General features: G+C 63.8%; 29 protein-coding genes and 1 tRNA gene. 16 read left to right on the top strand and 14 right to left on the bottom strand.

Going from position 1 to position 25,405, the window contains the following annotated elements; translation table 11 throughout:
* The 3 genes from A3AU_RS0112375 to A3AU_RS0112385 all read right to left on the bottom strand — a co-directional run bounded on the left by A3AU_RS0112375 (position 1) and on the right by A3AU_RS0112385 (position 2,435).
* Positions 1-867 (bottom strand): TPM domain-containing protein, encoded by an 867-nt coding sequence (locus A3AU_RS0112375; RefSeq protein WP_027053111.1) that lies wholly within the window; start codon positions 865-867, stop codon positions 1-3.
* 7 nt (positions 868-874) lie between these two features.
* A complete protein-coding gene (locus A3AU_RS0112380; protein ID WP_245235470.1) occupies positions 875-1,669 on the bottom strand; it encodes a TPM domain-containing protein in 795 nt (264 codons plus the stop codon).
* A 127-nt stretch (positions 1,670-1,796) separates the two neighbouring features.
* Positions 1,797-2,435, bottom strand: a complete 639-nt coding sequence (locus tag A3AU_RS0112385) for a LemA family protein (protein ID WP_027053113.1) — start codon at positions 2,433-2,435, stop codon at positions 1,797-1,799.
* A gap of 162 nt (positions 2,436-2,597) precedes the next feature.
* Between A3AU_RS0112385 and A3AU_RS0112390 the strand changes: the two genes are divergently transcribed.
* The 6 genes from A3AU_RS0112390 (at position 2,598) to A3AU_RS0112415 (ending at position 7,901) form a co-directional block, all read left to right on the top strand.
* Positions 2,598-2,849, top strand: coding sequence for a hypothetical protein (locus tag A3AU_RS0112390; RefSeq protein WP_027053114.1), 252 nt, complete (start codon positions 2,598-2,600; stop codon positions 2,847-2,849).
* Positions 2,850-2,861: 12 nt separating this feature from the next.
* Positions 2,862-3,746, top strand: a complete 885-nt coding sequence (gene pdxY / locus A3AU_RS0112395; RefSeq protein ID WP_027053115.1) for a pyridoxal kinase PdxY — start codon at positions 2,862-2,864, stop codon at positions 3,744-3,746.
* Positions 3,743-4,513 (top strand): DUF429 domain-containing protein, encoded by a 771-nt coding sequence (locus A3AU_RS0112400; protein WP_027053116.1) that lies wholly within the window; start codon positions 3,743-3,745, stop codon positions 4,511-4,513. The genes pdxY and A3AU_RS0112400 overlap by 4 nt, the downstream gene beginning before the upstream one ends.
* A gap of 167 nt (positions 4,514-4,680) precedes the next feature.
* Positions 4,681-5,322, top strand: coding sequence for a carbonic anhydrase (locus A3AU_RS0112405; RefSeq protein ID WP_027053117.1), 642 nt, complete (start codon positions 4,681-4,683; stop codon positions 5,320-5,322).
* Positions 5,322-5,756 (top strand): hypothetical protein, encoded by a 435-nt coding sequence (locus tag A3AU_RS0112410; protein WP_027053118.1) that lies wholly within the window; start codon positions 5,322-5,324, stop codon positions 5,754-5,756. The genes A3AU_RS0112405 and A3AU_RS0112410 overlap by 1 nt, the downstream gene beginning before the upstream one ends.
* 90 nt (positions 5,757-5,846) lie before the next feature.
* Positions 5,847-7,901 carry a M3 family metallopeptidase gene (locus A3AU_RS0112415; protein WP_027053119.1) on the top strand — a complete coding sequence of 685 codons (2,055 nt, stop codon included), beginning with the start codon at positions 5,847-5,849 and terminating at the stop codon, positions 7,899-7,901.
* A gap of 156 nt (positions 7,902-8,057) precedes the next feature.
* On the opposite strand, the gene A3AU_RS0112420 is transcribed toward A3AU_RS0112415, so the two are convergent.
* From A3AU_RS0112420 to A3AU_RS0112435, 4 genes are all read right to left on the bottom strand, one after another.
* The gene (locus A3AU_RS0112420) at positions 8,058-9,536 is read right to left on the bottom strand and encodes a M81 family metallopeptidase (protein WP_027053120.1); all 1,479 of its coding nucleotides are present in this window, start codon (positions 9,534-9,536) and stop codon (positions 8,058-8,060) included.
* 23 nt (positions 9,537-9,559) lie between these two features.
* Positions 9,560-10,384 carry a carbohydrate ABC transporter permease gene (locus A3AU_RS0112425; protein WP_027053121.1) on the bottom strand — a complete coding sequence of 275 codons (825 nt, stop codon included), beginning with the start codon at positions 10,382-10,384 and terminating at the stop codon, positions 9,560-9,562.
* Positions 10,381-11,250: a carbohydrate ABC transporter permease gene (locus A3AU_RS0112430; protein WP_027053122.1), complete on the bottom strand. Its 870-nt coding sequence runs from the start codon at positions 11,248-11,250 to the stop codon at positions 10,381-10,383. The genes A3AU_RS0112425 and A3AU_RS0112430 overlap by 4 nt, the downstream gene beginning before the upstream one ends.
* A 117-nt stretch (positions 11,251-11,367) precedes the next feature.
* Positions 11,368-12,600 (bottom strand): ABC transporter substrate-binding protein, encoded by a 1,233-nt coding sequence (locus A3AU_RS0112435; RefSeq protein WP_027053123.1) that lies wholly within the window; start codon positions 12,598-12,600, stop codon positions 11,368-11,370.
* 184 nt (positions 12,601-12,784) lie between these two features.
* Here A3AU_RS0112435 and A3AU_RS0112440 point away from each other — a divergent pair, with 184 nt between their 5' ends.
* The 3 genes from A3AU_RS0112440 to A3AU_RS0112450 all read left to right on the top strand — a co-directional run bounded on the left by A3AU_RS0112440 (position 12,785) and on the right by A3AU_RS0112450 (position 15,571).
* Positions 12,785-13,555, top strand: a complete 771-nt coding sequence (locus tag A3AU_RS0112440; protein WP_027053124.1) for an SDR family NAD(P)-dependent oxidoreductase — start codon at positions 12,785-12,787, stop codon at positions 13,553-13,555.
* A gap of 2 nt (positions 13,556-13,557) precedes the next feature.
* On the top strand, positions 13,558-14,625 hold the full coding sequence (locus tag A3AU_RS0112445) for an ABC transporter ATP-binding protein (RefSeq protein WP_027053125.1): 1,068 nt from the start codon (positions 13,558-13,560) through the stop codon (positions 14,623-14,625).
* Between the two features lie 64 nt (positions 14,626-14,689).
* Positions 14,690-15,571, top strand: coding sequence for a MurR/RpiR family transcriptional regulator (locus A3AU_RS0112450; protein ID WP_027053126.1), 882 nt, complete (start codon positions 14,690-14,692; stop codon positions 15,569-15,571).
* A gap of 28 nt (positions 15,572-15,599) precedes the next feature.
* Here A3AU_RS0112450 and A3AU_RS0112455 read toward each other — a convergent pair whose 3' ends face one another.
* Both A3AU_RS0112455 and A3AU_RS0112460 read right to left on the bottom strand, forming a co-directional pair.
* Complete coding sequence (locus A3AU_RS0112455) at positions 15,600-15,911, bottom strand: DUF167 family protein (RefSeq protein WP_027053127.1); 312 nt, start codon at positions 15,909-15,911, stop codon at positions 15,600-15,602.
* Positions 15,912-15,924: 13 nt separating this feature from the next.
* Complete coding sequence (locus A3AU_RS0112460; protein ID WP_027053128.1) at positions 15,925-16,215, bottom strand: YggT family protein; 291 nt, start codon at positions 16,213-16,215, stop codon at positions 15,925-15,927.
* Positions 16,216-16,360: 145 nt separating this feature from the next.
* Between A3AU_RS0112460 and A3AU_RS0112465 the strand changes: the two genes are divergently transcribed.
* From A3AU_RS0112465 to A3AU_RS0112500, 6 genes are all read left to right on the top strand, one after another.
* Positions 16,361-16,436: transfer RNA gene (locus tag A3AU_RS0112465), tRNA-Ala, on the top strand.
* Between the two features lie 323 nt (positions 16,437-16,759).
* Positions 16,760-17,509 carry a helix-turn-helix domain-containing protein gene (locus A3AU_RS0112475; protein WP_027053129.1) on the top strand — a complete coding sequence of 250 codons (750 nt, stop codon included), beginning with the start codon at positions 16,760-16,762 and terminating at the stop codon, positions 17,507-17,509.
* Between the two features lie 485 nt (positions 17,510-17,994).
* Complete coding sequence (locus A3AU_RS0112485) at positions 17,995-19,053, top strand: SagB/ThcOx family dehydrogenase (RefSeq protein WP_245235467.1); 1,059 nt, start codon at positions 17,995-17,997, stop codon at positions 19,051-19,053.
* Between the two features lie 64 nt (positions 19,054-19,117).
* Positions 19,118-19,369, top strand: a complete 252-nt coding sequence (locus tag A3AU_RS0112490) for a hypothetical protein (RefSeq protein WP_027053131.1) — start codon at positions 19,118-19,120, stop codon at positions 19,367-19,369.
* A 4-nt stretch (positions 19,370-19,373) separates the two neighbouring features.
* The gene (locus tag A3AU_RS0112495) at positions 19,374-19,616 is read left to right on the top strand and encodes a hypothetical protein (protein WP_154674578.1); all 243 of its coding nucleotides are present in this window, start codon (positions 19,374-19,376) and stop codon (positions 19,614-19,616) included.
* Between the two features lie 24 nt (positions 19,617-19,640).
* Complete coding sequence (locus A3AU_RS0112500; protein WP_027053133.1) at positions 19,641-19,961, top strand: hypothetical protein; 321 nt, start codon at positions 19,641-19,643, stop codon at positions 19,959-19,961.
* A 159-nt stretch (positions 19,962-20,120) separates the two neighbouring features.
* Here A3AU_RS0112500 and A3AU_RS0112505 read toward each other — a convergent pair whose 3' ends face one another.
* The 4 genes from A3AU_RS0112505 to A3AU_RS0112520 are packed head-to-tail and all read right to left on the bottom strand — an operon-like array spanning position 20,121 to position 23,334.
* Entirely contained in the window at positions 20,121-21,071 is a 951-nt protein-coding gene (locus A3AU_RS0112505; protein ID WP_027053134.1) for an energy transducer TonB family protein, read from the bottom strand.
* Positions 21,068-21,535 (bottom strand): TonB system transport protein ExbD, encoded by a 468-nt coding sequence (gene exbD, locus A3AU_RS0112510; RefSeq protein WP_027053135.1) that lies wholly within the window; start codon positions 21,533-21,535, stop codon positions 21,068-21,070. The genes A3AU_RS0112505 and exbD overlap by 4 nt, the downstream gene beginning before the upstream one ends.
* Positions 21,536-21,548: 13 nt before the next feature.
* Positions 21,549-22,499, bottom strand: a complete 951-nt coding sequence (gene exbB, locus A3AU_RS0112515; RefSeq protein ID WP_027053136.1) for a tonB-system energizer ExbB — start codon at positions 22,497-22,499, stop codon at positions 21,549-21,551.
* 49 nt (positions 22,500-22,548) lie between these two features.
* Complete coding sequence (locus tag A3AU_RS0112520) at positions 22,549-23,334, bottom strand: ATP-binding cassette domain-containing protein (protein WP_027053137.1); 786 nt, start codon at positions 23,332-23,334, stop codon at positions 22,549-22,551.
* Positions 23,335-23,740: 406 nt separating this feature from the next.
* Between A3AU_RS0112520 and A3AU_RS0112530 the strand changes: the two genes are divergently transcribed.
* Positions 23,741-24,469, top strand: coding sequence for a cysteine hydrolase family protein (locus tag A3AU_RS0112530; RefSeq protein WP_027053138.1), 729 nt, complete (start codon positions 23,741-23,743; stop codon positions 24,467-24,469).
* Here A3AU_RS0112530 and A3AU_RS0112535 read toward each other — a convergent pair.
* Positions 24,427-25,368, bottom strand: a complete 942-nt coding sequence (locus A3AU_RS0112535; RefSeq protein WP_027053139.1) for an LLM class flavin-dependent oxidoreductase — start codon at positions 25,366-25,368, stop codon at positions 24,427-24,429. The genes A3AU_RS0112530 and A3AU_RS0112535 overlap by 43 nt on opposite strands.
* Positions 25,369-25,405: the final 37 nt, after the last annotated feature.

Genomic DNA, 25,405 nt, shown 5'->3' on the forward strand with positions numbered 1-25,405 from the left:
TCACCAGCTTCCTGAAGAACCGCCACCACCGGACGAGCCGCCGCCGCCCGAAAATCCGCCGCCACTGCTGCTTGACCCGGACGACCAGCCGCCGCCCGACGAGCCCGTTGTCCAGCCGCTGGAGCCCGAGGACGATCCGCTTGGCCCACGGCCGTAGCGAAATGTCATGCCCAGCCATCTATACACGCCCGGCGACAGCTTGGTGCCGAACATCGGCGGCAGGAATGCCATCGCCAGGCCGCCGAAGAACATCGTCGCCCACAGGATCAGGAACACCGCGACGATCGGGTCGATGGGCGTGCTGCTGTCGGCGGGATTACGCTTGCCGCGCGCTACCAGCTCCTCGGGATTGCCCTCCAGCACCATGATCATGTCGTCGACGGCCTTGGATATGCCGCCGGAGAAATCACCGGCGCGGAAAGCCGGCACCATGTCGTTTTCGATGATCAGCTTGGTGTGCAGGTCCGTCAGCGTGCCTTCCAGCCCATAGCCGACCTCGATGCGCATCTTGCGGTCGTTCGGCGCGACCAGCAGCAGCACGCCATTGTTCTCCTTGGCCTGGCCGAGCTTCCAGAAGCGGAACAGCCGGTTGGCGTAGGGTTCGATCTCCTCGCCAGCGAGGCTGGGAATGGTGGCGACGACGATCTGGTCGGAACCCTTGGTCTCGAAGTCGGCCAGCTTCCGCGTCAACGCCGCCTTTGTGCCGGCATCGATGATGCCGGCATTGTCGACGACGCGGCCGGTGAGCGCCGGCAACTCACCGGCAAAACCAGCGAAGCAGGACAAAAGCAGAGCCAGCGCGACCGTGAGAGTACGGATGGCCGGATTGGAATGGCCAGGCTGCGGCAGGCTGATGGTGGGTGTCATCACGCCCTCACCAGCTTCCCGAAGAGCCGCCACCGCCAGACGAGCCGCCGCCGCCGGAAAAGCCACCCCCACCCGAAGACCAGCCACCACCGGAACTGCCCGAGGACCAGCCACCCCCGGATGAGGAGCGCCGTCCAGGCTCGAACGTCATGCCGAGCCAGCGATAACGGCCGGGTCCGAGCTTCTGGCCGAAGATCGGCGGCAGGATCGATGCCGCGATGCTGCCGAACACGATGATCAGCCAGATGCTGACGAAGACGGCAAAGAACAGATTATCGGTATTGAACGGCGCTTGCTCGTTGCGCTTGCCGCGCGCTACCAGCTCTTCGGGATTGCCCTCCAGCACCATGACTATGTCGTCGACGGCCTTGGATATGCCGCCGGAGAAATCACCGGCGCGGAAAGCCGGTACCATGTCGTTCTCGATGATCAGCTTGGTGTGCAGATCCGTCAGCGTGCCTTCCAGCCCATAGCCGACCTCGATGCGCATCTTGCGGTCGTTCGGCGCGACTAGCAGCAGCACGCCATTGTTCTCCTTGGCCTGGCCGAGCTTCCAGAAGCGGAACAGCCGGTTGGCGTAGGGTTCGATCTCCTCGCCGGCGAGGCTGGAAATGGTGGCGACGACGATCTGGTCGGAACCCTTGGTCTCGAAGTCGGCCAGCTTCTGCGACAACGCCGCCTTTGTGCCGGCATCGATGATGCCGGCATTGTCGACGACGCGGCCGGTGAGCGCCGGCAGGTCGGCGGCAAAGGCGGTCAGGGGAAAGAGAAGGAACCCGAGAAGAAACCCAAGAATAGCGATGTAACTGCGAGGCGCCCCAACGCTAATCCCCCCCGTTGAGGGGGAGATGTCCGGCAGGGCAGAGGGGGGTGGTTGCACGCCAGCGGTCCGTCGTTTTCGCGGAATTTATTCCAATGACAGCCGCCGCTCAGCCGCCCTGCTTGGTGCCGAAATCGACCTTCGGCGGCTGCATCTTGTCTTCGTCGACGGTGAAATTGGCGAAGGGCTCATTGCCGCGGAACCAGAAAGTCGCCCAAAGCACCGACGGGAAGGTCTTCAGTGTCAGATTATAGTCCCTGACCGCCTGGATGTAGTCGCGCCGCGCCACCGCGATACGGTTCTCGGTGCCTTCGAGCTGCGCCTGCAGAGCGAGGAAATTCTGGTTGGCCTTGAGATCGGGATACGCCTCCGACACCGCGATCAGCCGCGACAGCGCGCTGGTCAGCCCGGCTTGTGCGTCCTGGAACTTCTTGAGGGCCTCTGGATCCTTCAGCGTTTCCGGCGTCACCGTGATCTGCGTTGCCTTGGCGCGCGCTTCGACAACTGCGTCGAGCGTGTCCTTTTCATGCGAGGCATAGCCTTTGACCGTTTCGACCAGGTTGGGAATGAGGTCCGCGCGGCGCTGATACTGGTTCAGCACCTCGCTCCAGGCCGCCTTGGCGTTTTCCTCCGCCGTCGGGATCGTATTGTAACCGCAGCCGGCAAGCAGCGGCAGCACGATTGCCATCATCAGGAAGGCGGGCAGCGTACGGAATGTCGATGGTCGAGCAAGGCGCTGGGCAAGCATGATGGTTCCCTCGGTAGAAGTTGCATGCGAAGCATTACCACAATCGGCGCGCAAGAAAACGGCCACCGGCCGCTACTCCCGGCCCGGAACGCTCCACGCCTCGCAAGGCCCTGTGATTGGCCGCGCGAACGCGATAAGGTCCGGTCAAAACGGGATATCATGATGGCGCAACGCCAGGACAGCGACAGGGAAGCGCGCCGTATCCTCGAGCGCGTCGCGCAAGAGACCGATCCGGCCGGCACCTCCTTCGTGGCGCGGACGACGAAAGGCATGCGCGACCATGTCGCCGCCACCGACGCCGACCGCACCGATCCGATCGAAGTCTGGGGCACGCGCATTGGCAGGATACTCGGCCTGCTTCTGGCGCTGGGCCTGATGGTCTGGCTCGTGCTTTTCCTCACCCGGGGCAGCTAGGATCAAAAAACAATGAGCGCCGAAAAACCCGACGCGCCGCGTGCGGTTATCGTCATTTCGAGCCATGTCGCCCGCGGTTCGGTCGGCAACCGTGCCGCCGTCTTCGCGCTGGAGACGCTGGGCTTTCCGGTCTGGGCGGTGCCGACCATTATTCTGCCCTGGCATCCAGGCCACGGCCGGGCGACGCGCATCGTTCCACCTCTCGACCAGTTCAAGGCGCTGATGGCTGATCTCGAGCGCGCGCCATGGCTGGGCGAGGTCGGCGCCGTGCTGTCAGGCTATCTGGGCGAAGCCGGCCAGGCCGAGGCCGTCGCCTCGCTGGTTGCCGCGGTCAAGGCCAGGACGCCTGACGCCGTCTATATCTGCGACCCGGTGATGGGCGATTCCGGCGGCCTTTATGTGCCCGAGCCCACCGCCGCCGCCATGCGCGACCGGCTGATGCCGATCGCCGACATCGCCACCCCCAACCGTTTCGAACTGGAATGGATGGCCGGCGCGCCGCTGCCTGATTTAAAATCGGTGATCTCGGCCGCACTTCACGCCGGACCGTCGACCATGCTGGTCACCTCGGCACAGTCGATGATTTCAGGCGGCACCGGCAACCTGCTGCTCGACGGCACCCAGGCACTGCTCGCCGAACACCGCCTGATCGACAAGCCGCCAAACGGCCCGGGGGACCTGACGGCGGCCGTGTACCTCGCCCGCATCCTCTCCGGCCAGCCGCCGATCAGGGCGCTGCAATCGACCACGGCGGCGGTCTACGAAATCCTGGCGCGCACCTCAAAACGCGGCGGCGACGAATTGCAGCTCGAAACCGATGCGCAAAGCCTGTCGCACCCGATGGCCATGGTGCAGCTGCGCCACCTCACGCATCCGGGTCGGGACCGCCGGGCGTGACTTCGACGGAGGTTGTGCTTGTCGGCGCCGATGGCTGCAAGGCCGGCTGGATCGCCGTGCGGCGCGAGCCCGGCATGGCACCTTCGGTCAATGTCTTCGCCAGCTTCAGCGCGTTGCTCAAGGCAGTTCCCGACGACGCGGTGGTCGCCGTCGACATGCCGATCGGCCTGCCGGAGTTTTCGGGCAAAGGCGGGCGTGGACCGGAGGCGCTGGTGCGGCCGCTGCTCGGGCCACGCCAATCCAGCGTGTTTTCGATCCCTTCGCGGTCGGCGCTCTATGCCGACACCAGCGATTTCACCACCGTCGAAGCCTGGTACGCCGCGCATCGCAGGGCAAGCGAGGTGGCAAGGGCCACATCCGACCCGCCACGCGGCGTTTCCATCCAGGCCTTCGGCATCTTCTCGAAAATCCGCGAGATCGACACCTTGCTGATCGCACGGCCCGATCTGCGTGGCCGCATCTTCGAATCGCATCCGGAAGTCGCCTTCCGTCGCCTGAATGGCGGTGAGGCCATGCAATTGCCGAAGAAGATCAAGGGCAGCGTCAATCCGGCCGGCATGGCGGAGCGCAAGGCGCTGCTCTGCCGACACGGCTATGCCATGGACTTCCTCGACCGCCTGCCGCCGCGCGGTGCGGCAGCCGATGATTTTCTCGATGCCGCCGTCATGATGCTGATCGCCGGCCGCATCGCCGGCGGCACGGCCAGGCCGCTGCCTGACCCGCCACACTCTGACGGTTTTGGCATACCGGTCGCCATCTGGGCGTGACAGTATCGGCGGATGTCGCGCTTTGACGCATCGCATTTCTGCCCAGCCCCCACAATTCTGCATTGCTCGTGACGGGCTTTTGCCGTTAGAGCCTTTCACGATCGCACCATGAGTAAAGCACAATAGCAGAGCTGCCGCCTCCAACCCCGGAAAGGCCTTAGCCGCCCATGCCTCATCTTCCTGACCACCTCGTCGCCGGCTACCGCAATTTCATGAATGGCCGCTACCTCACCGAGAGCGGCCGCTATCGCGACCTCGCGCGTGAGGGACAGGCCCCCGAGACGATGATCGTCGCCTGCTGCGATTCCCGCTCCGCCCCCGAAGCGATCTTCGATGCCGGGCCGGGTGAACTCTTCGTGCTGCGCAATGTCGGCAATCTGGTGCCGCCTTACGAGCCGGACGGCGAGTTCCATTCGACCTCGGCCGCGCTCGAATTCGCTGTGCAGAGCCTCAAGGTCAAGAACATCGTCGTCATGGGTCACGGCCGCTGCGGCGGCATCCGCGCCGCGCTCGACACCACATCGGCGCCGCTGTCTCCAGGCGACTTCATCGGCAAATGGATGAGCCTGATCGCGCCGGCCGCCGAGACCGTCGCTTCCAGCACGTTGATGACGGCGACCGAGCGCCAGACCGCGCTCGAACGCATCTCGATCCGCTATTCCATCGCCAACCTCAGGACTTTTCCCTGTGTCTCGATCCTCGAAGGCAAGGGGCGGCTGTCGCTGCACGGGGCCTGGTTCGACATTTCGACTGGCGAGCTCTGGGTGATGAACAAGGAAACCGGCGACTTCGAGCGGCCGGTGCTGTAATGACCGGCACGGCACGGCGGGTGACGAATGTGCGCTCGGCCGTTTTCACTTTCGTCGCATTGCTTATAGCGATTATTGCCGCGCGCGCCGATGACGGCGCCATCATCAGCCGCTGGTATTCGGCGCTGCTGGTCGCAGACCGCACCGAACTCGCCGACCTGCTTGCCGACGACGTCCGGATCAAACTTGACGACCTTGGCATCGTTCAGAGCAAGCAGGAATTCATTGCCGCGCTCGATGAATGGAAGGGTGCCGTCGCGGGCGCCGCGATCCGCCATCGGATCGCAAAGAGCGAAGGCGGCGTCACAACGGTGATCGCCTGCTACGACTTCCCCGACAATGACGTGTTGACGCGGGAAACCTTCGCGGTGACCGACAACCACATCACCGCCAGCTCGCAAGCGGCCATCGCCGAAAACTGCGAGGGCTATTGAGCCGGACCGGCCAGCTGCCATATTGCGGGCTCGTGGGCCGCGCCCTACATCCGAGACACCCTCCTCCTTGATGCCAGCGAAAGACCCTCCATGCCCTCTCCGAAAGCCGTCGACCTCGCCGCCCATCCGCTGACCGCCTGGCAAGGGCCGCTCGGCCTACCTGATTTTGCCCAGATCGGCGACGGCGATTTCTCCCCGGTCTTCGACGCGGCGCTGAAGGCGCATGAGGCGGAGATCGATGCGATCGCCGGCAACAAGGATGCGGCGACCATCGACAACACGCTTGCCGCGCTGGAACTCGGCGGCGAGGCGCTCGATCACGTCTCGTCGATCTTCTGGTGCCGCGCCGGCGCCCACACCAACGATGTTATTCAGGCGCTGGAGCGCGACATCTCGCCGAAAATGTCCAGGCATTTCTCGGCGATCTCGATGAACGAGAAACTTTTCGCCCGCATTGACGACCTCTACCAGCGCCGCGAGAGCCTCGGCCTCGACGCCGAAACCCTGCGGGTGCTGGAGAAGACCTGGAAAGGTTTTGTCCGCTCCGGCGCCAAGCTCGATGCCGAGGGCAAGAAGCGGCTGGCCAGGATCAATGAGGAACTGTCGTCGCTCGGCACGACTTTCGGCCAGAACGTGCTGGCCGACGAACGCGACTGGGCGCTGTTTCTCGACGAGGCCGATCTCGTCGGCCTGCCGGATTTCCTGAAAAGTTCGATGGCCGAGGCCGCCGAGATGCGCGGCCAGAAGGGCCGCTACGCCGTCACCCTCTCGCGCTCGATCTACGAGCCGTTCTCGACCTTCTCGGAACGCCGCGATCTGCGCGAGATCGCCTTCCGCGCCTTCACCATGCGCGGCCAGAATGGCGGCGCCTCCGACAACACGTCCGTGGTACGCGACATGCTGAAGTTGCGCGCCGAAAAGGCGAAGCTGCTCGGCTACGCCTCCTTCGCCGCGCTGAAGCTCGACGACACCATGGCCAAGACGCCAAAGGCGGTGCACGACCTGCTCGACCCGGTCTGGGAAAAGGCGCTGGAAAAGGCCGCAGCCGACCAGAAGGAGTTGGAACGGCTGGCGGCGGAAGCCGGCAGCAACGAAAAATTCGCCGCCTGGGACTGGCGCTTCTACCAGGAGAAGCTGCGCGCGGAAAAATTCGCCTTCGACGAGGCGGAACTGAAGCCTTATCTGCAGCTCGACCGCGTCATCGACGCCTGCTTCGATGTCGCGACAAGACTGTTCGGCATCACTTTCGAGGAGAGAAAGGGCATTGTCGCCTGGCATCCGGACGCGCGCGTCTTCGTCGTGAAGAATGCCGACGGCAGCGAGCGCGGCCTGTTCCTCGCCGACTATTTCGCGCGGCCCTCGAAGCGTTCCGGCGCCTGGATGAGTGCGCTGAAGTCCGGTTACAAGCTTGGCCACGGCTCGAAGCCGGTGATCTACAACATCATGAACTTCGCCAAGCCGCCTGCGGGAGAACCGGCGTTGCTGTCGGTCGACGAGGCGAAAACGCTGTTCCATGAGTTCGGCCACGCGCTGCACGGCATGCTGACCGACGTCACCTGGCCGTCGGTGTCAGGCACTTCCGTCAGCCGCGATTTCGTCGAACTGCCCTCCCAGCTCTACGAGCATTGGCTGACGGTGCCGGCGGTGCTGGAAAAGCACGCGCTGCACGTCAAGACCGGCAAGCCGATGCCGAAAGCGCTGCTCGACAAGATGCTGGCCACGCGCACCTTCGGCGCCGGCTTCGCCACGGTCGAATTCACGTCTTCCGCCTTGATGGACATGGCCTATCACGCGCGGTCGGATGCCCCGGCGGAACCACTTCGTTTCGAAACCGAAACGCTTGAAAAACTCGACATGCCCGACACGATCGCGATGCGCCACCGCACCCCGCATTTCGGCCATGTCTTCTCGGGCGACGGCTACTCCGCCGGCTACTACTCCTACATGTGGTCGGAAGTGCTCGACGCCGATGCCTTCGCCGCCTTCGAGGAGACTGGCGATCCCTTCAACCCGGCGTTGGCCGAACGGCTGCGCAAGAACATCTACGCCGCCGGCGGTTCGAAGGACCCGGAAGAACTCTACACCGCGTTTCGCGGCAAGATGCCGTCGCCCGAAGCGATGATGGTGAAGCGGGGATTGGTGTAGCGCCGATCACCCCCCTCGAGGGGGAGATGGCCGCAAAGCGGCCAGAGGGGGTCGGTCCGACAGGGCGCGACCTGCTGCGGCGGATGAAGGTTGGCGCTTCACGTGAGGCGACCCCCTCTGTCGCCTTCGGCGACATCTCCCCCTCAAGGGGGGAGATCAGCGGCTCTCCCAAGGATCCTTCACCCGTGGCCACACCGGCCGCGTCAGCTTCTTGTAGTCCGTCACCGCCGGGTTGCTGGGATACGAACTCGGCGCCGTGACATAGATGATCTCGGCGGCGATCGGCTCGAAGCCGGCGTAGAAATGGTTGGTCGACTTGATCAGCAGGATACCCTTGCCCAGCGGATCGACGCCGATATTGGAGAAGATATCCGGCTCGAAGGTTTGCGTGCGGTTGGTGTTGAGGATGATGTCGACCTCGGTGCCTTCGATGCGGACCAGCGCGGTCGGCCCGAGCGTCACCCGGCTTGGTCCGAAACTCTGCCAGCCCTCGGCAACGGCCTTCAGCACCTTGACGCGCGCGTCGATCGGCTCACCGGCCTGCGGACCGGCCTTGCCGCCGAAACGCAGGTCGATGAGCGCGCCTTCGCCGGCGGCCAGGCAGAAGGTGACGGCGATCGGGTCCCAGATCGTTGCCACGCCGACATTGTCCAGCCCACGCGCCAGCATTCGGCGCAGCACGAACGTGCCGTCGCCGGGAACGCCGCCGCCGGGATTGTCCCAGACGTCGGCAATAACCACCGGTTTGCCGGGATTCTCGGCGCGAACCGCTAGCGCCCGGTCGATGCCATCATCGGTGTTCAGCATCGTCATCGCCGTCTTTTCGCGTAAGCCGTAGAGCTCGCGCCCCAGCCGCTCCGCCAGCGCGTCGCCCTTGGCCTTGTCATTGTCGGTGACGACAAGGATCCGCGTGCCCATTTCCGGCACGTCGGCCGCCATGAAGCCGTGGACGACCGAGACCGACAGCACGCCGTCCCTGCCATGCAGCGCCTTGATGCGGTCGACGAAGGAGCGCATCGGCTCGCGGCTGGTCGGCAGCACCTGGATCATGCGGCAGTCGAAGGTCGAAATGACGGGCTTGATCTCGCCCCGCGCCGCCGCCAGCCCAAGCTCGACGACATGCTCGCCGCGCTCGTAGAAATCGGTGTGCGGGAATTCGAGGAAATAGGCCATGATGTCGGAGGCCGCCACGCGCTTCGGCGTCAGATGGCTGTGCGGATCGAACTCCGAGGCGATCACCACGTCAGGCCCGACGATTGCCCGCACGCGCTCGAGCAGGTCGCCCTCGCAATCGTCATAGCCCTGCGCCACCATGGCGCCGTGCAGCCCCAGGATAACCGCATCGACCGGCAGCGCAGCCTGTAGCTGACCAAGAATCTCGTCGCGCAGCGCCTCGAAGGTCTGCCGCTGCACCAGACCGCCGGGCTCGGCCCAGGTGGCGGTGCCTTCGATCACGGTCAGCCCTTCTTTCGCCGCGCGCCGGCGCAAGGCGACGATTGGCGAGGAACACAGTGTCGGCGTCTCGGGATGCTTGCCCGGCCCGGCATAAAACGCCATCTCGAACGAGGCCCGGTCGGTCGGCACCGGCGAGAAGGTGTTGGTTTCCGTCGCCAGTGAGGCGGTGAAGATACGCATGTAGACTCCGTGATGAATGGCGGCTATTTGACCGCCCCGAGCGCCAGTCCCCTGACCAGGTAGCGCTGCAGCCAGATAAACAGGATCGCCACCGGCAAGGTCGCCAGCAGCGTCGCCGCCATGACGTGGTGCCACTCGATCGTGTAGCGGCCCGCAACGAGGGAAAAGACCTGGATCGGCAGCGTGTAGCTCTCTTGGCTGCGCAGCATGGTCAGCGCCACGACAAACTCGTTCCAGGCGTTGATGAAGGTGAAGATCGCCGTCACCGCGATCGCCGGCAGGCAGAGCGGCAGGAACACTTTGCGCAGGGTCAGCCAGCGGCCGGCGCCCTCCATCCAGGCGGCTTCCTCGAGATCGCGTGGGATGGTGTCGAAATAACTCTGCAGCATCCACACCGTGAAGGCGACGTTGAAGGCCATGTAGATGAAGCCAAGCGCCGTGGTCGATTCCACCAGCCCCCAGGCGGCCATCAGCCGGAACAAGCCAAGCACCAGCACGATCGGCGAAATCATCTGCGAGATCAGCAGGAACTGGCGGAAGGCGCCATAGCCGGCAAAGCGAAAGCGCGACATGGCGTAGGCGGCGGGAACCGAGATGAGGATGGCGCCGACAGTGGCGATAACGGACACGTAGAGCGAATTGGCCAGCGCCTGGCCGAAGCCGGTCGCCACCCACATGTCGGAGAAATTCGACCAGCGGAACTCGCTCGGCCACCATGTCGGTGACAGCACTTCCTGCCGCGGCTTGACCGCGGTCAGGAACATTACCGCGAAGGGAAACAACGTCACCACGATCAGCGGTGCCAGGAGCAGCCAGGCGATAACGGTCCGCTTCAGCTTGCTGCTCATGCGCGCTGCTCCCGCATGGCGAGGCGTACATAGATCATGGTGAAGACCAGCAATATGGCGAACATCACCAGCGACACCGCCGAGGCCTCGCCCAGTTTGCCGATGCGGAAGGCAAGCTTGTAGAGGTGGGTGACCAGGATGTCGGTCGAGTTGGCCGGCCCGCCCTGCGTCATCACCCAGATGATCGGGAACGAGTTGAAGACATAGATGGTGTTGAGCACGATGGCGATGTTGATGAACGGTTTTAAGAGCGGAAAGGTGATCTCGCGGAACTGCTGCAGCGGCGTGGCCCCTTCCAGCGCCGCCGCCTCGTAAAGATCGTCCGGGATCGACGACAAGCCGCCGAGGAAGATCGTCGTGGTGAACGGCACCGTCACCAATATGCCGATCATCACCTGCATCGGGAAGGCGGTTTCCGCCTGGGCCAGCCATTGGATGTTGTGATCGATCAGGCCGAGGCCGAGCAGTGCCGAATTCAGCATGCCGCTTTCACCGCTCAGCGCCCAGCGCCAGACCACGGCGGTCATGGTCAGCGACACCGCCCAGGGCAGCATGATGATGACACGGGCGACGCCGCGGCCATAGAAGTCGGTGTTGAGGATCATCGCCACCGGCACCGACAGCAGCAGCGCGCCACCGACCACCAGCACGGTCCATAGACCGGTGCGCCAGAGTGCCGCGACGAAGTCGGGATCGCCGATGAGCGCCGCGAAATTGGTCAGGCCGCTGAAGTCGCGCAGCTGGCCGAAGCGGCTGACATCATGGGTCGAGATCTGGATCAGGTCCCAGACCGGCCAGAAGATGACGACTGCCGCCAGGAACAGGCTGGGCAAGGTCAGGAGATAGGGCAGGAAACGATTTTGCATCGGCTGGCCTGGCTGGCGAATTCAGAATTCGCATCGGCAAGATGTGGCGCGCCCCGCCTGAGTCTGGGGCGCGCCACGGGCGCAGGGAGATACGCCCTTATGTCTTCGGCACTGCCCCTATTTCTTCAACACGGCGTTGGCCTTGGCCGCCGCATCCTTCAGGCCTGCCTCGGGGTCGCCGCCGAGATAGATCTTCTGCATCGCGTCGGACGTGATCTGGGCGACTTCTTCCCAGCCCGGGATGACCGGCGCGAAGCGTGCGTCGGGCAAGAGCGCGGTGAAGGCGGCGAGGTCCGCGTTGTGGACGTAATAGTCCATCTTGGCCTCTTCCTTGTTCACCGGCAGGAAGCCTTCGCCTTGCGTGAACTTGGCGCGCTGCTCCGTGGTGAACAGGAAGTCCATCAGCTTCCAGGCTTCATCCTTGTTCTTGGAGTTCTTGAACATGATCATGGAATCGGTGACGCCATAGGTGCCGCGTGCGCCGGTCGGGCCGGCCGGAATGGCGGCGACGCCATATTTCAGGCTCGGCGCCTCGTCCTTGATCTGGTTGGAGAGGAAGGGCGCGGTGATCATCATGCCGACCTTGCCCTGCTTGAAGAGGTTCTGCACGTCCTCGCGGTTGTTGGAGGTGACGCCCGGCTCCGTCAGCCCTTCGTCGATCATTGACTTGTAGAGCTTGGCGGCCTCGAGCGCGCCCGGGGTGCCGAGGCCCGACGTGCCGTCCTTGTTGAGGATCTCGGTGCCCAGCGACCACATCGCATAGTAGTAATAGACGTCGGTTTCGATCTCCTTGCCCTGCAGGCCGAAACCGAACGTGCCGGAGCCGAGCGCCTTGATCTTGCGCGCATCGTCCTGCAGCTCGGTCCAGGTTGCCGGCGGCTTGGCGATGCCGGCCTTCTCGAACAGCTCTTTGTTGTAATACATGGCGCGCGCCGAGGCGGCGATCGGCAGGCCGTAGGTCTTGCCACCCATGATCGACGGCGACAGGAACGTGTCGATGAATCGGCCCTTGAATTCGGGCGTGATGTAGCCGTCGAGCGGCTCGGCGACATCCTGCTGGACGAAATCGATCAGCCAGCGCGTGCCGATGATCGACAGATCCGCATTGGTGCCGGCGGTGATGTCGGTGGTCAGCTTCTGCAACAACACATCCCACGGCACCACTTCGAACTTGACGGTGATGCCGGGGTTCTTCGCCTCGAATTCCTTCTTCACTTCCTCGAAATAGGGGCCGGTCTTGGCGCTGTATTCGGCGACGGTGACGCGCACTTCACCCGCATTCGCCTGCGCCGCGAAGGCCAGCATGCTCATTCCGGCCATCAGGCCGGCAGTCGATTTGGCAAGGCTCATCTCATCTCTCCCATTTGCTCCGCGCATTTGCGCTCCCTGTGCCGATGGGCTGGCACAAGATTTATGTGACTTTCCTACATTATCGATGAATTTGCGGCATGAAAGCGGATTATTATGTTGCTTAATTACATTCCTTTCAATAGCCTGCGGGGCATCTGCCTGATCTGCGGAAGGAGCGAGCGCCGTGGTTTCGAAAGCCGAATTCGAAGGCAGGACTGCCGTCGTCACCGGGGCCGGTGGCGGTCTTGGCTCGGCGATCGTCGCATTGCTGGCAGACAGGGGCGCACGCGTGGTCGGCTGCGACCACACAGAGGAGGCGCTGGCAAGCCCGCGGCTGGCCTCGCGCCATGTCTTCAATCTTCTCGACCGGGCTTCGATCGAGGCGGGGATCGCCGCCGTGCTGGGCCAGGATGGTGTGCCCGACATCCTGATCAACAATGCCGGCTGGACGCGCGCCGAGACGATTTATGCGCTCGACACCGACAGAATTGAGCACGAGCTCGATCTCAACCTGACCGGGGTGATGACCTTCGCCGACCCACTTGCGAAGGCGATGGCCGCGCGCGGTTCAGGCAGCATCGTCTTCATCTCGTCGGTCAATGCCATCGCGCATTTCGGCAACCCGGCCTACGCCGCCGCCAAGGCCGGCATCAACGCCTATGCCAAATCGGTCGCCGTCGAACTTGGCCGCAGCGGCGTGCGCGCGAATGTCGTCTGTCCCGGATCGATCCGCACCGCGGCCTGGGACCACCGCCTCGCCAAGGACCCGGAGATCCTGGGCAAGCTCAAGCGGCTCTATCCGCTCGGCCGCATCGTCAATGCCTCGGAAGTGGCGGAAGCGGTTGCCTTCCTTGCATCGGACCGCGCGTCGGGCGTAACAGGCGTGGTGATGCCCGTCGACGCCGGGCTGACCGCCGGCTGCCTGCCGTTCATCGACGACATATTGGGAGCGTGACCATGACCGACGTCCAGTTCCGCAACCTGTCGAAATCCTTCGGCCAGCACAGGATCCTCGAGGACATCAGCCTCGATATCAAGAGCGGCGAGTTCGTGGTGCTGGTCGGCCCCTCCGGCTGCGGCAAGTCGACCTTGCTGCGCATGCTGGCCGGGCTGGAGACGATTAGTTCCGGCGACCTGCTGATCGGCGGCGTCCGCGCCAACGACCTGCCGCCGCAGCAGCGCAACATCGCCATGGTATTCCAGTCCTATGCGCTGTTCCCGCACCTGAAGGCCTCGGACAATATCGGCTTCGGCCCGAAAATCCGCGGTGAGAGCCGCGCCGCGATCGACGACAAGGTCAAGAAGGCATCCGGCGTCCTCAACCTCTATTCCTATCTCGACCGCTATCCTCGCCAGCTCTCGGGCGGCCAGCGCCAGCGCGTCGCCATGGGCCGTGCCATCGTGCGCGAACCCTCGGTGTTCCTGTTCGACGAGCCGCTCAGCAATCTCGACGCGCAATTGCGCGTGCAGATGCGCACCGAGATCAAGGCGCTGCACCAGCGGCTGAAATCGACCATCGTCTATGTCACCCACGACCAGATCGAGGCCATGACCATGGCCGATCGCATCGTCGTGATGGACCGTGGCCGGATACAGCAGGTCGGCGCGCCGCTGGAGCTCTATGACAGGCCGGCCAACAAATTCGTCGCCGGCTTCCTCGGCTCGCCCTCGATGAGCTTTGTCTCCGGAGCCCTCAAGGCAACGCCTGAAAAGACCTGGTTCGAGTCGGCCGGCGGCGGCCGGCTTGTCCTGGCCGGCAAGGCTGTGCCGGCGGACAGCGCCGTGGAGGCAGGCATCCGGCCCGAGCATTTCGTCATCGGCGAGGCGACCGACGCCATGGCGCTCAAGGTGGATGTCGTGGAGCCGACCGGTTCCGAGACCCATGTCTATGGCGCCATCGGCGCCGACACCGTGCGGGCCGTGTTCCGCGACAGGGTGCCGGTCAGGCCAGGCGATCTGCTGCCGGTCTCGGTCGATCCCGGCAACATCCATCTGTTCGACAAGGCGACCGGCCTGCCGCTATAACGCCACCCCTGCGAAGGCAATGGCATGAAGACGAAGCGACCAACGTGATGACGAAGACACGGGCATGAAGACGCCGGCCGACATCATCACGCGGCTGCAGCTGATGTCGCAGGACGGCACCAAATCGGACCGCCGGCTGGCTGGCCTTGTGCTCTCCGATCTCGATTTCGCCTCCAAGGCGGCGATCTCCGAAATTGCCGCGCGCGTCGGCGTCAGCGAACCGACGGTAACCCGTTTCTGCCGCAATCTCGGCTGCGAGGGCTTGCGTGATTTCAAATTCTATCTGGCGCAGGCCATTGCCATAGGCGGCCAGTATCTGTCACCCGAGCCGTTGAGCCGGGACGCCCGCGAGCAGCGCATCGCCACGGCCATCACCGAAGCGGCCGTTACGGCCATCCAGCGCGCCAGCGAGAACCTCGACATGACGACGCTGGTCGCCGTCGCCGCGCGGCTGGCGACGTCGGGCAACGTGCTGTGCATTGGCTCCGGCGGCATCTCCTCGATGATGGCGACCGAAATGCAGAACCGGCTGTTCCGGCTCGGCCTGCCGGTGCTGGCGCAGATCGACGGCCAGTTGCAGCGCATGTACGCTGCCGTTGCCACGCCGGAGACCACGCTGGTCGCCTTTTCGGTGTCGGGCTATGCGCGCTCGGTCATCGAGGCGGTGCAAGTCGCCCAGCAATATGGCGCCACCACGGTCGCTATCACCGCGCCCGATTCGGCACTGGCCAAGGCTGCCGACACGGTCATTCATCTGCAGCCGCTCGAGGATGGCAACATCTACAAGCCGACATCGTCGCGCTACGCGCTGCTGGCGATCGTCGACATGATCGTGACATCGGTGGCTGAGACGCGCGGCCCGAAAGTGCTGGAGAATTTGCGCCGCATCAAGCAGAGCGTGAACACACTGAAGGTCGACGACCCAAGGCTGCCCCTAGGCGATTGACCCGGGCGCCGCGCGGCGAGGCGATGGACTATACGCCGAACGCCTCGATGCTCTTCGTCAGCATTTCCGGTTCGCCAACGACGCGCAGCGTCTTCAGCCGCGCCGTGCCGCCGGCAACAACTGAAACAGCCGATGCCGGCACCCCCAGCATCCTGGCGACCAGCTTCTCCAGCGCTTGATTGGCGGCACCGTTTTCCGGCACGGCGCGGACACGCGCCTTCAAATGGCTTCGCCCGTCGGCCGATGTTTCGACGCCTTCGAGCCGATCCGAGGACGATTTTGGCGTCAGCCGCACGAACAGCTCGATGCCGTTCTCGCGAACACGGAACGGCGCGCTCATGCGGTCGCGGGGCTCACAGCACCAGCGGCGCAATCGTGGTGAGGATGAACTGCCTGATGAAGAACAGGATCAAGAGCAGGATGATCGGCGAAATGTCGATGCCGCCGAGATCGGGCATGAAACGCCGGATCGGCCGCAGCGCCGGCTCGGTCAGCCGGTAGAGCATGTTGCCGATGCTGCCGACAAACTGGTTGCGCGAATTGACCACGTTGAAGGCATAGAGCCAGGAAAAGATCGCCGAGGCGATGATGATCCACCAGTAGAGGTCAAGCGCCATGACGATGGTTTGAATGAGGGCGAGCATGCCGGTCTCCAATTGTTGCCGACATGTAGCCATTGCACGCCAAACCGGCAAGAGCCGGCTGCCATGCGCCATGCAGCATGGATTTCGGCAAAACGCCGCCTTGACAGAAATCCGTCGCGCCCGATAAATGCGCCATCCGTTGGACGGGGCTGTAGCTCAGCTGGGAGAGCGCGTCGTTCGCAATGACGAGGTCAGGAGTTCGATCCTCCTCAGCTCCACCATCGGAATAATCTGTCTTCCATTTTTGCGGCACTGGCAAGGTCCAGGCATCATCCGCCGCGACGCCATGCGCGTGCAGCGCCGATCTCCCCAAAAATGGCCGTACACGATTTTCGCGATTCGGCAGGCGATGCGGTTGTCAATTGGACTTATGGCGATACCGACTGTCTGCTTGGCGCTGTTTTTTTTGGAAACTGCCTCATTAGACTGGCGCTATCAAATCAGTTTTTTCTGTGTGTTGTAGCGAGGCGTTTCGGCGGGGGCGACCGAAGGCGCTATATGGATTTCGAGTCGAAATGAAGCATCCGCCTGCGAAAGCAAAAAAGTGTCCATTCGCGAGAATCTCGGCGCAAATCTCAGACGGCTCTGCAAGGACCATGCCTCCGTTAGCGCGGTATGCCGTGAGTTGGGTATCAACCGTACGCAGTTCGAACGTTACCTGCAGGGGCAGAGCGTTCCCAACAAGGCCACTGCCAAGCTGATCTGTGACTATTTCCACGTCAACGAAGCCGAATTGTACCAGGACCCTGGCATTCCCGAGCCCAGGGATCCCGGCCTGCTGCCGATTTCCGAAAGCCTGTTCAACCAGATGATCCGCCCACCCGCCCCATCGATAGCGGGCGGCACCTATTTCACCTACTTTTCAATTCCGGGCCGTTCCGACCTCTTGATGCGCTCGGTGACCTTCGTGCGTCGCGAGGCCGAACTGGTCACATTCCGCAGGGTCACCGGATGGTCGGAACGCCGTGGCTCGACATGGGCGCGGGCGCGCGGCAACCACTATGGCGTGGCGATCTCGCGCCTGAACTGGATTTATCTCAGCGGCATCAACCGTCGCCAGACCGGCGAACCGTCGTTGATCTCCGTGCAATGGGCCCCAATCTCCGAACCGGTGCTGACGGGCAAGGCCATGCTTTTGACCGAGGCCGGACCGGCGTTCGTATCGGTCATCATGCGGCAGGATGTGTCCGGTATCCGGCCACGGCATGCGATCCGCATGGCGCATGTCATCGGTCTTGACGATCCGGGCGTCGATCAACTCGTCGTCAGCCTCGCCCGGGACGGGCTGGCCTGAAGCGCGTCGCGTTTGAACGGATTTATGTGACGCGCCTTAGGCCCTTGCTACGTCCGGGCGACATGCATCGGCCGACCGCTTACGCTAAATAAGAATAAGAATATCCCGAAAGAGCGTATGCTAGCGATTGCCTACTCCATATCTGAGCAAAATCGATTTTTTAGACTTTAGCGCCAAGAAAGATATTTTAGATCACGTTGGCTTTACTGCAATTTTAATAAATCATTAACTCTTTCGAACTTACCTTTCTTCTTGCGGATCCCACGGTGAGGATCTTTCAACAGCCCCCATTGGGGGGGGCGGGGAAGGGATAAGAATGGCCAAGAAAGTGAACAGCGCCCCGAAGCTGACGGTTGTCGCGGGCACGCAGACCGTCTTCTTCTCGCAGGGCATGCACTACAACAAGCGCTGAAGTCGTTCGGCGCCGATGGGCTTTCGCCTGTCGGCGTCTCACATCCACAAAAACAGCATTCAGCATCATGAAAATGCGCTCTGCAAAAACCCTTGTCTTCTATCACGGGACCAACAAGATCACGGCCTGCAACTTCCTGACCAGAAGCGTCTTCGAATGCAGCCCCGAGGTGCTCGGCCTTCTTGCATCCTGGGGCGAATGGGCCTCCACGGCGGAAATCGCACGCGCCCACGGATGGTCGAAATCAGACCTCAACGCCGTCGTCCCGCAATTGCTTGATTTTTCTGCCCTGGTCGCCGCCGGCTCGCCGCTGGCCGAACAGGAAACAGAATTTTCCGGACAGTGGAGTTGGGGTATCCCGACCGCGCTGATGCATTTCTGCGTCCAGGACGCCGAGTTCATGACCATTGAACAGGCCGAGGCACGCCAGATCGAACGCGCCGGTCACGTCGCGCAACCCGACCTTCTGCTCAAGAATGCCACGGGCGCCATTCGGCTGCCGAACGCACTCGACGACAACGAACTTCTGAGCCTGATGGCACGGCGCCGCACCAACCGCACCGCGGCCGCGCCCACCATCACCGCGCAGCAGCTTTCCGACTGCCTGTTCGCGGGCATGGGCATTACCGGCGAGACCAGCAATTGCGTCGGCGCCCTGCCCCTGGGCATGACCCCTTCTGGCGGCGCTCGGAACCCCTACGAGGCCTATGTTGTTGCGCTTGGCGTCGAGGGCCTGGAGCCCGGTGTCTATCACTATTCCGCCGCCGATCACGATCTTGGCAGGATCTCGGCCAACCATCTGCCGAAGATCTCCGAATTGGTCGGCGGGCAGGAATGGGCGGATGCCATGCCTTGCTTGATTCTGCTTTGCGCCAGGCTCGACCGCACCATGTGGAAATATGAGGACGCGAACGCCTACCGCGTCGTGCTGATCGAGGCCGGCCATATCGGCCAGAACATGATGCTGGCGGCGACCAGGCATAGGCTGTCGGCCTGCCCCACGGCGGCGCTCAGCCATTCGGCAATCAAGCGTCTTCTTGGCCTCGACCGCCTGACCGATGCACCGATCTATGGCTTGACCCTCTCGACCCCGCAACCAAGCCCACATCCGGCGGGCCAGTCGATTAACTAGCCGCTATGTCCATTGTAGCCAATAACCATTCAAATAATTTCACTTCGACTACAGGAGCAACACGGTGCCAAATCAGTCTTTACGCCAATCAGAGCTCGATAGCCTTCAATATATCGCATCAATGACCAATGAACTGGTGCAGATGGCCGAAGCAGGCCGCTTTCCCATGATTTCATACCTGCTGGGCATGGCCTATGCCGAGGCCTTCGATGTGCTGCGCGGCGCACGGCCGACCCGGCATGCGCAGCTCAGCGGCAATCCGATGCATGCCAAAGTGCACGCGAAGGAGAACCGCGCGCAGCCAAGGACAGCGTAACCCGATGCAAATGTCAGCCGTATGCGGGGCGGGCGGCTCGCAGCCGAACCGATGGGAGACGCTCTGCGCGCTGCAGGGCCTTCTGCCGCTCCTGAGAAAGAACGCCGCCGACCTCGGCCGCATCGATATGGTCTACTGGTTCGACCAGGCCGACGCGGAGATCGCCAACATCATCAGGGGCCGACCTTCCGACGCCGCCGCGATCCCCGCCTTGATCGCCAGCAGCCGGCAAAATGAACATTCATAGATAGAGATTGAGGGGGACCCGCCGATGAACATGATCGCACCCATCAGAAGTGCCGACGCCAGAGACAGTGTCTTCAGCCGGCTCCATGCCCTGATCGCCGGCCGGCCGGCATCGTCGGATGCCGCGCGTGCCGAGGCCCGACGACTGATTTCAGTGGCGATGGCCGAAACCTGGCAGGCCGACAGCCTGTGGGGCGCGGCGGACGCCTTTCACGCCCATTTCGACTTCATGATGCAGACCATCGAGATCAACGGCGCCGACGATCCGAACCTCAGGACGCTGCGCACGAAATGCCGCTTCTACCTGGAGCAAGTCGAAGCCCTGTGTCGGTCGATGAGCCACTGACTGCGATTTCTCGCGAAGGTCGTACAGTACCTGTATTTGGCCGGCCGAGCCCTTGCTCTAGAGCGGTTCAGCGTTTGATGGAAACGCCGAACCGCTCTAACTCTTTGTTTTTACGCAATTCCGGACGGAAAACCGTTACACACTTTTCCTGGAATTGCTCTAATTCCGCAAGTTGAACACGAACGGCGCCGTGCGGCTGACGCGCGAGCCGAGTTCCGGCGGCGGCGCCGGCACCGTGGCGCCCTGCAGCACGACGAGGGCGGCGCGGTCGAGGTCGGGATCGCCTGACGAACGGGCCACGCGCGCCGACATCACCCGGCCGGACGAATCCACCGTGAAGGTCACGTTCACATTGCCCTGCGCGCCCCTGGATTTCGCGGCGCCGGGATAGCGCTTGTGCCGATTGATCCATGCCGTCAGCCGTGATTCCCACTTGGCCTGGCTGATGCCTGAAACGCCGGCCGCCGATTTCGGCGCGGCCGCCCTGGCCGCCGGCTTTGTCTCCGGGCTTGCGGTGGCGACGGTCTTCGCCGGCTCGGCCTTTTCCTTCTTTGGCTTAGGCTTGGGCTTTTCGACCGGTTTTTTCGCCTTGGCCTGGACCGGTTTCTTTTCCTTGGGCTCCTCGGCGGGCTTCGGCTGTGGCAGCGGAACGACGACCTCCGGCGTCGCCGCATGGACGACGTCGGGAATGACCTCATCCGGTGGCGGCTGATCGACCGGTTCGGCCTCGGTCATCTCGGTCGGCACGATCTCGTCAGGCGGCACCGTTTCCGGTTGCTCGGAGGTCGCTTCGGCTTGGTCGGCCACTTTCTCGGGCTCGGCCTCGGTGACCTTTTCGGTCTGCTCGACAGGCTCGGTCTGATCGGGCATCGCCGCATCCAGCATCGTGGCCTGTTCCGGCACCGCCGGCGTCACCACCATCGGCGCCATTTCGATCACCGGGACCGGCGGCGGCCCGCCGTCCATCTCGATCGGGCCGAAGCTTTGCACCGCATAAGCGACCGCGACATGGGCGCCGAGCACCAGCACCGCCGCACCTGTCCACAAGCCGAGATCGCGCCAGCCGAAGCGCGACAGCTGTATCGTGGGCAAGGCGGCGGACCGTGTCATGGCACGGCCGTTCCCGCCGGAGCCAGTGCCGGCGCGTCAGCCGCGGGCGCCGTCTCCAGACCGACGAGCGCGATCTTCAGATAGCCGGCGCCCCGCAACAGGTTCATTGCTTCCATCAGGTCGCCATAGGCGACCGCCTTGTCGGCACGCAGAAAGATGCGCGTCTGCTTGTCGGCCTTGGTCCTGCTGTCCAGCGTGGCGGCGAAAGCCGGACGCGGCACGGTGTCGTTGCCGATCGCCAGCGTCAGATCATCCTTCAATGTCAGGAAAAGCGGCGTCTCGGGCCGCGGCGCGGGCGTCGCCGTCGAGCCCGGCAAATCGACATTGACGTCCACGGTCGCCAGCGGCGCGGCGACCATGAAAATGATCAGCAGCACCAGGATGACGTCGATGAAGGGCGTGACGTTGATCTCGTGGCTCTCCTCGAGATCGTCGTCCATGGTCTGTCGGATCCTGCTTCCCATGGCGTTGCTCCCGCTACTTCGCCGTCGCTGGCGCGACCGAGCGGAAATCCAGGTCGCGGCTGACCAGCCGTTCGACGCCCGCCGACGCATCGGCGAGGATCTGCCGATAGCCGGCTATCGAGCGGGCAAAGACGTTGTACATGACGACCGCCGGTATCGCCGCGACAAGGCCCATGGCGGTGGCCAGCAGCGCCTCGGCGATGCCCGGCGCGACCACGGCGAGATTGGTGGTCTGCGCCTGCGAAATGCCGATGAAGGCGTTCATGATGCCCCAGACGGTGCCTAACAGGCCGACGAAAGGCGCGGTGGAGCCGATCGTTGCCAGCACGCCGGTGCCGCGCGACATGCGCCGCGACGCCGCCGCCTCGATGCGCGACAGGCGCGAGGTTACCCTTTCCTTCAGCCCGTCGCCGCCGACATGGTCGACCGCGCCGGCCGAGAGTGCGGTCTCTTCCTCCGCCGCCCGCACCAGAAGCGCGCCGGGGCCGCCGCTGCGGTCGAGCGCGCGGCTCGCCTGCTTCAGCGTCGCGGCATCGCCGATCGCGCGCACGGCACGGCCGATGCGCAGCTTGCCGCCGAGGATCTCCAGCGATTTGGCGAGCCATATCGTCCAGGTGACCAGCGATGCGAAGGCCAGTCCGATCATCACCGCCTTCACGATGATATCGGCGGCCATGAACATGCCCCATGGCGACAAATCGTGCGGCAAGGTGAACTCCATCGCCCCCGCGCGCGCCGCCGCGACCGGCTGCGCTGGGGCCATCGTCGGTGGTTCCGCCGCCGCAGGGGTGGTGAGCTTAGGTGTCGCGGGCGCTGGTGCGGCGGGTGCCATGGGTGCGGGTGCGGCCGGAGCCACGGGCGTCGCGGCAGGGGGGGCGCCGGCCGGTTGCTCCTGGGCCACGGCGCTGCCGCCCGCCAGGATCACCGATGCGACCAACGCCGCGAACAAACCATGTCTAGACAAGAGCTTCTTCCTTGTTGTCACAGCGGCCAGCCGCTCCCCGCCGCGATCGTCATTGCAAATAGCCAACCGGCTGGCCGGTGACCGGATGCGCGAACACGCCCATCTCCACGCCGAAAATGCCCTTGAGCACGTCGCCCCGCATGATTTCGCCCGGCGTGCCGCGGGTCAGCAGCTTGCCGTCCTTGAGCGCGATCAATTCGTCGCAATAGCGCGCCGCCATGTTGGGGTCGTGCAGCACCACGACGACGCAGAGGTCGCGTTTGCGGCTGAGTTCCCTGACCAGCCCCAGCACCTCGACCTGATGGGCGATGTCGAGCGCCGAGATCGGCTCGTCGAGCAACATGACGCCGGCATTTTGCGCTACCAGCATGGCGAGCCAGGCGCGCTGCCGTTCGCCGCCGGACAATTCGTCGACCAGCCGGTCGGCGAAGCCGTCCATGTCGGTCAGCGCAAGCGCCTCCTCGACATGCCGCCTGTCTTCCGCGCTGAAGCGGCCAAGCGCGCCATGCCAGGGATAGCGCCCGAGTCTTGCCAGTTCGCGCACGCTGAGGCCCGTTGCCGCCGGCGTCGTCTGCGGCAGATAGGCGAGCGCTCGCGCGAGTTCGCGGGCACCCCATTGCGGCAACGGCCGTTTGGCGAAAGTGATGGCGCCCGAGCTTGCCGGTTGCTGGCGGGCCAAAAGCTTGACCAGCGTCGACTTGCCGGAGCCATTGTGGCCGATCAGCCCGTAAACGCGCGAACGCCGCAGCTCGAACGAGACAGGACCGAGCAGCGTTCGCTCGCCGACGGCAAACCGCACGGCGTCGATTTGAAAGGCAGTCTCGGCTCCAGCCACGGTCACGGCTTTTTCTCCAATGCGGCCGTCGGATTCCCGATTTCTGGCCTCGGCAGTCCGATGCCCGGCTGATTATAAAACATGACATTTCTAGTCAACATTGAAGACGACTTCAACAGTCAACAAATCGTCGTGACCGTCAGGATCGCCGCGAAATTCGCAAGACAGGGCTGCGGCGGCCATCGGATGACAACCAATCTGGTGTCGGGCGCCACACGCCCGGCGGCGAGCGATCGCCCGCATGTCTAGAGCAATTCCAGGAAAAGTGTGTAACGGTTTTCCGTTCGGAATTGCGTAAAAACAAAGAGTTAGAGCGGTTCGACGATTCCATAAATCGCTGAACCGCTCTAGCATCTGGTGTCGGCGCATTGAACGATTATGCTTGGTCGAAAGCAGGGAGCCACCAATGATCAAGGCAACGCCGTTCGACTTCCCCTATGACGGTAGGCTGGTAGCTGGAAACACAGCGCTTGTGGTCATCGACCTGCAGCAGGATTTCCTGTCGACGACGGGCTACTTCGCCAGGAAGGGATATGACCCCTCGCCGCTGCGGGCGATCCTGCCTGCGGTGAACCGGCTGATATCGGCCGCGCGCAAAGCCGGCGTCGCGATTATCCACACCAGGCAGGGCTATCGCGCCGACATGGCCGACATGACGCCTTACGAAAAATGGCGCCGCAAGCGTTCCGGTCTCGACGGCACCGACGTCCTGCTGCGCTCGGGCGCGGGATTCCAGATCGTTCCGGAAATCGATGTCGCGCCGCATGACATCATCGTCGACAAGACCTGCAACAGCGCCTTCACCTATACGGATTTCGAGCTCGTGCTGCGCGCCCGGGGCATCACGCATCTGATGTTTTCCGGCTGCACGACCGATGTATGCGTCCACACCACGCTGCGCGAGGCCTGCGACCGCAACTTCCAGTGCCTGACGATTCCGGATGCCTGCGCCAGCGGCGACAAATATGCCCACGAAGCCGCGTTGCACATGGTGACGGTCGAGGACGGTGTCTTCGGTGTCCTCGCGGATTCATACGCCGTGGTCGAAGGCCTGTCGCGGCTTGGCGATAGGCCCGAAACGACCGAGGGGCCTCAGCCCGCTGCCCGCGTCTCCGCCCCGTCGCGAGGCGCATAGGCTCCCGGCTGGAAGGCGTCATGCTCGCGGCGTGCTAGCGAGTTGCGCAGCAGGGCGATCGTTTCCCGGCCGGCTGTCGCGATCTCGCGCGGCGTGTCGACGCCGACGATCATGAATTCGTCGATCCCGAGCCCGGCATAGGCAAGCAGCGACAGGGCGACCTGTGCCGGCGGCCCGGACAGGTCGACCGCCTTGTGGCCGGTGGCGGCAGCGCCCCGGTGAATCCGCACCGGAAGCGCGAAGCGCAGTCTGCCGGCCCGGCCATGTTCGGCGGCCGCACCGCGCACCCGCTCCATCAGCTGCCGGACCTCGTCGATCGAGCCCGGCGCTAGTTCGAAGACATCGGCGTGCCGGCCGGCCACCTTCAGCGCCGTTCCGGACTGTCCGCCCATGCGGATGGTCAGGTCGGCGCCGTGCGGACCCTTGCGCTCGATATAGCCGCCCCTGATGCTGTAGAAGGCGCCTTCGTGGTCGAAGGGCCGCTCGTTCGACCACAGCCGCTTCAACAGCACCAGATATTCGTCGATGCGCTGCCAGATGACCGTATGCCCGACCGGCCGCGACTCGGCATCGTCGTCATTCAGCGGCTCGCTGATCATCCGAAGCGCCAGCCGCCCGCCGCTTTTGCTATCGATCGATGCCAGCTGGCGCGCCGCCACGGTCGGTTCGATCACGCCGGCCCAGTGAGTCAACACCACTTCCAGCGACGCCGTGCGGTCCAGCACCTGGGCGGCAATATCCATATTGGTCAAGAGCCCGGCCGGATCGTCGACGACGATCTTCCGGAAGCCGCCATCCTCGATCAGCCCGAGCTTGGTGGCGGTCTCGGCGAGGTCGTAGAAGAAGGGAACGGCGTCGTCCGAGGACTTGCCTGGGACATGGGTGAATTCGACCGGCATTGTCATCTCCTCCATCGCTGGAATCATGGATGCGGTG

The sequence above is a fragment of the Mesorhizobium erdmanii USDA 3471 genome, from assembly GCF_000472705.1.
In the GTDB taxonomy this organism is placed as follows: domain Bacteria; phylum Pseudomonadota; class Alphaproteobacteria; order Rhizobiales; family Rhizobiaceae; genus Mesorhizobium; species Mesorhizobium erdmanii.

Coding starts and splice junctions, on each gene's coding strand:
- A3AU_RS0112375 (WP_027053111.1), bottom strand. CDS start 867: ATGACACCCACCATCAGCCTGCCGCAGCCTGGCCATTCCAATCCGGCC.
- A3AU_RS0112385 (WP_027053113.1), bottom strand. CDS start 2,435: ATGCTTGCCCAGCGCCTTGCTCGACCATCGACATTCCGTACGCTGCCC.
- A3AU_RS0112390 (WP_027053114.1), top strand. CDS start 2,598: ATGGCGCAACGCCAGGACAGCGACAGGGAAGCGCGCCGTATCCTCGAG.
- pdxY (WP_027053115.1), top strand. CDS start 2,862: ATGAGCGCCGAAAAACCCGACGCGCCGCGTGCGGTTATCGTCATTTCG.
- A3AU_RS0112405 (WP_027053117.1), top strand. CDS start 4,681: ATGCCTCATCTTCCTGACCACCTCGTCGCCGGCTACCGCAATTTCATG.
- A3AU_RS0112410 (WP_027053118.1), top strand. CDS start 5,322: ATGACCGGCACGGCACGGCGGGTGACGAATGTGCGCTCGGCCGTTTTC.
- A3AU_RS0112415 (WP_027053119.1), top strand. CDS start 5,847: ATGCCCTCTCCGAAAGCCGTCGACCTCGCCGCCCATCCGCTGACCGCC.
- A3AU_RS0112420 (WP_027053120.1), bottom strand. CDS start 9,536: ATGCGTATCTTCACCGCCTCACTGGCGACGGAAACCAACACCTTCTCG.
- A3AU_RS0112425 (WP_027053121.1), bottom strand. CDS start 10,384: ATGAGCAGCAAGCTGAAGCGGACCGTTATCGCCTGGCTGCTCCTGGCA.
- A3AU_RS0112430 (WP_027053122.1), bottom strand. CDS start 11,250: ATGCAAAATCGTTTCCTGCCCTATCTCCTGACCTTGCCCAGCCTGTTC.
- A3AU_RS0112435 (WP_027053123.1), bottom strand. CDS start 12,600: ATGAGCCTTGCCAAATCGACTGCCGGCCTGATGGCCGGAATGAGCATG.
- A3AU_RS0112445 (WP_027053125.1), top strand. CDS start 13,558: ATGACCGACGTCCAGTTCCGCAACCTGTCGAAATCCTTCGGCCAGCAC.
- A3AU_RS0112450 (WP_027053126.1), top strand. CDS start 14,690: ATGAAGACGCCGGCCGACATCATCACGCGGCTGCAGCTGATGTCGCAG.
- A3AU_RS0112455 (WP_027053127.1), bottom strand. CDS start 15,911: ATGAGCGCGCCGTTCCGTGTTCGCGAGAACGGCATCGAGCTGTTCGTG.
- A3AU_RS0112460 (WP_027053128.1), bottom strand. CDS start 16,215: ATGCTCGCCCTCATTCAAACCATCGTCATGGCGCTTGACCTCTACTGG.
- A3AU_RS0112485 (WP_245235467.1), top strand. CDS start 17,995: ATGCGCTCTGCAAAAACCCTTGTCTTCTATCACGGGACCAACAAGATC.
- A3AU_RS0112495 (WP_154674578.1), top strand. CDS start 19,374: ATGCAAATGTCAGCCGTATGCGGGGCGGGCGGCTCGCAGCCGAACCGA.
- A3AU_RS0112500 (WP_027053133.1), top strand. CDS start 19,641: ATGAACATGATCGCACCCATCAGAAGTGCCGACGCCAGAGACAGTGTC.
- A3AU_RS0112505 (WP_027053134.1), bottom strand. CDS start 21,071: ATGACACGGTCCGCCGCCTTGCCCACGATACAGCTGTCGCGCTTCGGC.
- exbD (WP_027053135.1), bottom strand. CDS start 21,535: ATGGGAAGCAGGATCCGACAGACCATGGACGACGATCTCGAGGAGAGC.
- A3AU_RS0112530 (WP_027053138.1), top strand. CDS start 23,741: ATGATCAAGGCAACGCCGTTCGACTTCCCCTATGACGGTAGGCTGGTA.
- A3AU_RS0112535 (WP_027053139.1), bottom strand. CDS start 25,368: ATGCCGGTCGAATTCACCCATGTCCCAGGCAAGTCCTCGGACGACGCC.